Source organism: Tahibacter sp. (genome assembly GCF_035481375.1).
GTDB lineage: Bacteria > Pseudomonadota > Gammaproteobacteria > Xanthomonadales > Rhodanobacteraceae > Tahibacter.
Map to the genome: position 1 here is coordinate 1 of NZ_DATIGT010000060.1, position 6,037 is coordinate 6,037.

Here is a 6,037-nt window from a genome sequence, read left to right on the forward strand (position 1 = left end):
CCTGGCGGTTCATTGGCGGGCAACGTTCTTTCCGCCGCCGGCTCACGGGGCCGGCGGCGGTTTTTTTTTAGTCGCGGTGACGCGCCTGCTGCGGCGGTGCGGCGTTGCTGCGCGCCCAGGCGCGGCGCAGCTGCCGGGCCGAGGCGAAGCCGCTGCGTTCGGCGACGCGTTCCATGTCGAGCCGCGTCGACTGCAGCAGCTCGCGCGCGAGCGACACGCGCAGGCGGTTCACGTAGTCGGGCACGCTCATGCCGGCGTGTTCGTTGAACAATCGCGAGAGATGACGCGGGCTCGTGTTCGCCTGCCGCGCGAGCGCGGCGAGGTTCCAGTCCTGCTGGGGTGCGGCGGCCACGGCGTCCTGCGCGCGATGCACGGCCGGGTGGATGTGATTGCGTCCTTCGAGCCACGGCGAGAGCTGCGGGTCGCTGCCGCTGCGGCGCAGATAGATGACGAGCTGCCGCGCGACGGCCGCGGTGCACGCGGGGCCGGCGAGTCGCGAGAGCCAGTGCAGCAGCAGGTCCACGCCCGCGGTGACGCCGGCGCTGGTCCAGCAGTTGCCGTCTTCGACGAACAGGCGGTTGTCGCAGACGCGCGCATCGGGCGCGAGCGAGCGGAGCGCGTCGAGCAGCCCGAAGTGCGTCGTGCAGGCGCGGCCGTCGAGCAGTCCCGCGCGCGCGGCGAGCAGCGCGCCCGAGCAGATCGACAGCAGCTGATGCGACGGACGCAGCGTCGCGCGCAGCCAGTCGACGATGCGCGCTTCGTCGGCCTCGTCGTCGCGCCGCGGCGGCATGGGCGCGAACTGCACGTCGTCGACGCTGCCGCTGACGAGGACGACGGCGTCCTCGGGCAGCCGCGCCGGCAGCGCGCCGAGCGCGGCCAGCTGCAGGCCCGAGGAACTCGGCAATTGCCGGCGCGCGGCGACGTAGCGCAGGTCGAAGCGCAGTTCGTCCTGTTCGAGGTTCGCGCGGCGCAGCACTTCGGTCGGGCCGGCGAGGTCGAGCAGCAGGCAGCGCGGCGGCACGACTGCCCACACCGGAATCGTGCGGGCGGCCGCGCGGTTCATGCGGCGCGGCGTGCCGGTGCGGCAAGCGCCTGCTCGACCGTGACGATGCGCGCGAAGCGTTCGTCGAGCACGAGTTCGGTGCGCGCCTTGATCTCGGCCGGGCTCCAGTCGCGACCGCGCGCGTCGCGCATCGCGAAGGTCAGCGTGGCTTCGCTGACGAAATCGACCGCATAGCCGAGATCGGAGGCATGGCGCGTCGTGGTTTCGCAGCACTGCTCGGTGCGGATGCCGCTGACGAGCAGCCGGCGGATGCCGCGCTCGGTCAGCCACACGTCGAGGCCGCTGCCGACGAGCGCGCTGTGGCGGGTCTTGCGGAACACGACATCCGCGTCGACGCGCAGCGGCGCCAGCGGCACGACCCATCCCGAGGCCAGCGAGAACGCGCCCTCGGGTTCGACATGGAAGATCTGCACGATCGCCATGCCGGCGCGCTTCGCGCCGTCGATAAGCGCCTGCTGGCGGTCGAAATACGCCGCGCTGTCGGCATCGCTCCAGTAGGGGCGATGGCGGAACGATTCCTGCGCGTCGATGACGATGAGGGCGGTGTCGGACAGGGACATGGTGCGGCTCCGTTGCGGCGATGGTAAGCCATCTTCGCGTCCGCGCCGGTGCGGCGAAACGCCGGTGCAGGACGCCGGTCGGACAGAAAACGCCATACGTGCGACGAGGCGTTCCCGCGGCGTGCGTTGTACCGGCCGCATGCGCCGCACTACGATGCGTACGGCCGCGACTGCGGCGACCTCCGGAGCCGAGTCATCGCCGCAACGCCTTCCTCTCTCGCTGCGCCCGCACCGTTCGCGCTGCAGCGCGTGCCGCGCCATCCCTGGGCCTGGGCCTGGCTGTTCGCCGCGGCGCAGATCGGCGGTGTGCTCGTCGGCTGGCGCTTCGGCTGGGCCTGGGGCGTGCCGCTGATCCTCGGCACGCAGGCGCTGCTGTTCTGGGCCACGCTGTGGCCGCAGTCGCGTCTGCTGAGTCCGGTGCTGGTGCGGTTGCCGGCGACCGCCCGCACGGTCTGGCTGACGATCGACGATGGACCGTCCGACGACACGACGGCGATGCTCGATCTGCTCGACCGTTTCGATGCGAAGGCCTGCTTCTTTGTCGTCGGCGAGCGCGCCGCGGCGCGTCCGCACCTCGTCGCCGAGATCCTGCGGCGCGGCCACGAGATCGGCAATCACAGCGCGACGCATCCGGAGAAATGGTTCTGGGCGCTGCCGCCGCGTGCGATGCGCGCGCAGATCGCGGACGCGCAGCGGACGCTGGCCGCGCTGGCCGGGCAGCCGCCGCGCTGGTTCCGCGCCGTCGTCGGCATGTCCAATCCGTTCGTGGCCGCGGCGCTGAAACCGCTCGCGCTGACGCGCGTGGCCTGGTGCGCGCGCGGCTTCGATGCGCGCGAAGCCGATCCGGCGCGCGTCGTCGCGCGCATCGCGCGCGGGCTCGCGCCCGGTGCGATCGTGCTGCTGCACGAAGGCGCGCCGCACGGACGCAGCGTCGCGGTCGTCGAGGCCGTGCTGCAGCATCTCGCCGCGCAGGGCTACCGCTGCGAGCTGCCGCGTTGAGGCGCTATATCGGCCGCGTGGCGACGACGCGCCAGTTGTTGAACGGGGTACGGCCGAACAGCGGCGAGAATTCGACCGCGAGACCTGCCGCATCGAAGCGCCGCTGCAGCGCATCGCGCGCCGGATAGCGCGTCGGGCCGGCATTCATCCAGCGCACCCAGCGCGAGAATTCGTCGACGCGGCGCGTGACGCGCGCGCGCCAGCTGCCGTCGTCGAGACCCGTGCGCAGCACGAGGCAGGCGCCCGGCGTCAGCATGTCGACGACCGCGTCGAGCAGCCGCTCCTGCGCCGCCGGCGGCAGGAACTGCAGCACGTCCAGCAGCGCGACGTTGCCGCGGTGCTCGGGCAGCGTCGTGGCGAGATCGACGGTCTCGAACTGCGTGTCGGCGAGCCGTGCCGCCGACGCTGCGACGCCGGCCCGCGCGATCTTGCCGGCGTCGTTGTCGACGCCGCGATAGGGCAGACCGACACCGGCGCGGCGCAGCGCATGCGCGAGCAGGCCGAGGCCGCAGCCGAGGTCGAGCAGCGGCGCGCGGCTCTCGCGCAGCGCGGCGACGATGCCGCCGTAGAGCGGATCGGACGCGAGCTTGGAACGCACGTAGTAATACGTCCCGCGGCTGCCGTACCAGCGCACCGGCAGGAACGCGCGGGCGATCGCGGCGATGTCGTGCCGGCTCAGCGCCGGCGGCGGGGAGGTCATGCGGCCGCGCTCGATGCGGGACGGGGCAGGGCGGCAGCGTGCAAGCGGAACTCCGGTGTTCGCGCGGGCGGATCGACGGTCGGGACTGAAGGCCGGGGGCGCATCGGTCGCCGATCATAGCCGCGGCCGCGGGTGCGCCGGCAATCCGTGCGCGGCGCCGGCGAGCAGCCGCGGCAACGCGCTCGCGATGACGGCCTCTGCCGGCGGCGCTACGATGCAGCGCGTTTTTGCGCAAGGCGGGCGACGGCCGTCGCTGCGTCGGTCACTCAGCAGGAAATTTCGGCAATGCAACCGCAAACGGCTTCCCCGAATGTTCTGTCGTCCGTGCTCGGCACTGCCGGCGGCGCGGCCATGACCGTCGCGCGCCACGTGCCGACGCGCGCGGTGCTCTGGGCACTCGGCGGATTCCTGCTCGGCCTGTTGGCGGTCGGCGTCTCGCTGCTGCTCGCCCGCGCGACGCTCGGCGGCGCGGCGGCGCACGACGGCGGCGCCGCGGCGATGCTCCATGCCGGGCGCTACGTCGTGCTGCTGCTGGTGCCGCTCGTCGGCCTCGTCGCGTTCGGCGCGCACGGCTTCCAGCGCGGGCTCGCGCACGCGACCCTCGCGCTCGAGGCGCAGTGGGGTCTGGTCGTGCGCATCGTCGACACGACGATCGCGCAGCTCGATCAGCAGGTCGGCCCGCGCCTGGCGAATCTGCCGCTGGCCCAGGCCGAGACGACCCTCAAGGCGTATATCCGGCGCGCGCTCGGCGACGAGAACAATGGCCGGCGCGGTCTCGCCGGCTGGGTGCTGCGCACGCTGCGCGCGACGATCGTCGGCAAGGTGGAAACCTGGCTGCTGAGCGCGTACCGCGCCGAAGTCACGGCGCAGGGCGGCGGCGGCATCGACCTGACGAAGCTGCGCGACCGCGTCGTCGAGGAAGTCGGCGCGCATCTGCGCGAATCGCTGCTGGGGTCGCTGAATTTCCAGCTCGTCGTGCTGCTCGTGCTGTTCGTCGGGCTCGGCGCCGGCTGGTTCCATCTCGCGCTCGCAGTCGTCTCGCTGACGTCCTGACAAGGCGCACGAACTTCCCGCCGGCCCGCTTTGCTGCGATCGTGTGCAGGCCGGATCGACTCGGAGAATCGCCATGAACCCGCTGCTGCTGTCACTGCTGTTGGCCGGATCGTCGGCTGCCACGGATCCCTGCACGCGCGTCGAGCGCGGTATCGACGACGCGGCGAAGGCGCAGCTCGCGCCGGTGATCGGCCGCCACATCGGCGTGCGCGGCGTGCGGATCGACGAAGCGCTGCGCAGCGACGACTGGCGCGCCTTCCTGATCGGCGCGCGCGATGCCGACGACAGCGTCGTGCTGTATGCCGGCGATCCGCTGACGACGCGCCAGGTCGAGGCGATCGGTGCGTTCGCGCTGCCGGAAGGCGAGACCAGGATCAGCGCGTGGCTGCAGCAGAATCATTCGGCGATGCCCGGCGCGCTGGCCGAATGCGTCGCGCGGCTCGCCGCGAAGGCGGCGGCGAAGTAGCTCGCATCGGGCTACCCGCCGCCGCTCGGCGCGGCCGCGTCGCGAACGATCAGTCGATCGTCGGCGCCTCGCCGCTGCGCCAGAGGTTCGTGCTGAAACTGCCGGCATCGTTGCGCAGCGTGTCGCCGCCCGGATGCACACGGAAGCGCCAGCCCCACGGATCGGCACCCTCCGGCGCCTGCCAGCCCCAGGGGTCGATCGACGAGACGCTGCCGTCCCGGTCCATGCGATTGCCGCCCGAGAAGTTGAATTCGAACGCGCCGCGATAGGTCAGGTTGCGGTTGCGGTGCACCGACAGGTGCAGGTGTTCGCCGGACGACGCGCCGGTCGTGCCGATGCGGCCGAGCACCGTGCCGGCGACGACGTTCTGGCCGCGACGCACCGCGGTGTCCTGCATGTGCGCGTAGTACGTCGAGAACACCTCGGCATAGCGCCCGGCGCCGACCTGATGGCGGATGAAGACTTCGCGCTGATACGGGTCGGTTCCGGCGGGCGTGAAGACCGGCACGTGGCGCGGCACCGCCATCGTCACGCGGCCGGTGGCCATCGCGACGGCGAAACGCGTGCCGGTCACCGGAATGTCGACCGCCGGTTCGTTGACGCCGGAGCCGTCCTCGGTGCAGGTCGACGGATTCGCGTTCGGGTTGCCGACGCTGCGCCGGCGGCCGCGCTGGTCGATGAAGCAGGCGTCGTAGGTGCCCTGCGGCTGGCCGAATTCGCTGACGTCCAGCGGTATCAGGTACGGGTCGTGGTTGAATGCCTGCGTGATGCCGACGTGCGCGCCGTCGTACGGACGCGAGAAGATCGGCATGGCATTCGGGAAATTGGTAAAGATGCACTGCGTGCGGCCCGTGCTCGCGGCGAAGGACTGGTTCATCGCCGCCGCGCCGTTGCCGCCGAAGGTCGAGATGTAGCCGCCGCTGCAGACGCCGGCGACCCAGTTGCCGCCGGACTGGTCGTAGAGGCCGGCTCGCTCGATGCGATTGTTCGGGTTGCTGCCGATCAGGCTCGCGCACGGATCGTCGGCGGCGCCGGCCGGCAGCAGGCCGTAGGTGCCGGTGACCGCGTCGCGCACGCTGCAGTAGCGGCCGAAGCCGGCGGGCACGTCGATCAGCGGCATCAGCAGCGTGTCGGCAGCGGGTATGCCGTCGAATTCGAAATCGCCCGCGAACAGCCGGTCGACGTTGACCGCGGCG

7 protein-coding genes are annotated in these 6,037 nt (G+C 71.9%); 3 read left to right on the plus strand and 4 right to left on the minus strand.

Features of this window, described 5'->3' with window-relative positions:
- Positions 1-67 precede the first annotated feature (67 nt).
- Both VLF18_RS03620 and VLF18_RS03625 read right to left on the minus strand, forming a co-directional pair.
- A complete protein-coding gene (locus tag VLF18_RS03620; RefSeq protein WP_325278257.1) occupies positions 68-1,063 on the minus strand; it encodes a GlxA family transcriptional regulator in 996 nt (331 codons plus the stop codon).
- Positions 1,060-1,623, minus strand: a complete 564-nt coding sequence (locus tag VLF18_RS03625) for an isochorismatase family protein (RefSeq protein WP_325278258.1) — start codon at positions 1,621-1,623, stop codon at positions 1,060-1,062. Before VLF18_RS03625 ends, VLF18_RS03620 begins: the two co-directional genes overlap by 4 nt.
- A 240-nt stretch (positions 1,624-1,863) precedes the next feature.
- On the opposite strand from VLF18_RS03625, the gene VLF18_RS03630 reads away from it, so the two are divergent.
- On the plus strand, positions 1,864-2,622 hold the full coding sequence (locus VLF18_RS03630) for a polysaccharide deacetylase family protein (protein ID WP_325278263.1): 759 nt from the start codon (positions 1,864-1,866) through the stop codon (positions 2,620-2,622).
- Between the two features lie 4 nt (positions 2,623-2,626).
- Here VLF18_RS03630 and VLF18_RS03635 read toward each other — a convergent pair whose 3' ends face one another.
- Positions 2,627-3,301 (minus strand): methyltransferase domain-containing protein, encoded by a 675-nt coding sequence (locus tag VLF18_RS03635; protein ID WP_414717177.1) that lies wholly within the window; start codon positions 3,299-3,301, stop codon positions 2,627-2,629.
- 306 nt (positions 3,302-3,607) lie between these two features.
- On the opposite strand from VLF18_RS03635, the gene VLF18_RS03640 reads away from it, so the two are divergent.
- Positions 3,608-4,375 (plus strand): hypothetical protein, encoded by a 768-nt coding sequence (locus VLF18_RS03640; RefSeq protein ID WP_325278260.1) that lies wholly within the window; start codon positions 3,608-3,610, stop codon positions 4,373-4,375.
- A gap of 73 nt (positions 4,376-4,448) precedes the next feature.
- Complete coding sequence (locus tag VLF18_RS03645; RefSeq protein ID WP_325278261.1) at positions 4,449-4,841, plus strand: hypothetical protein; 393 nt, start codon at positions 4,449-4,451, stop codon at positions 4,839-4,841.
- A 49-nt stretch (positions 4,842-4,890) separates the two neighbouring features.
- On the opposite strand, the gene VLF18_RS03650 is transcribed toward VLF18_RS03645, so the two are convergent.
- A partial coding sequence (locus VLF18_RS03650) for a M23 family metallopeptidase (RefSeq protein ID WP_325278262.1) occupies positions 4,891-6,037 on the minus strand: 1,147 nt, incomplete at its 5' end.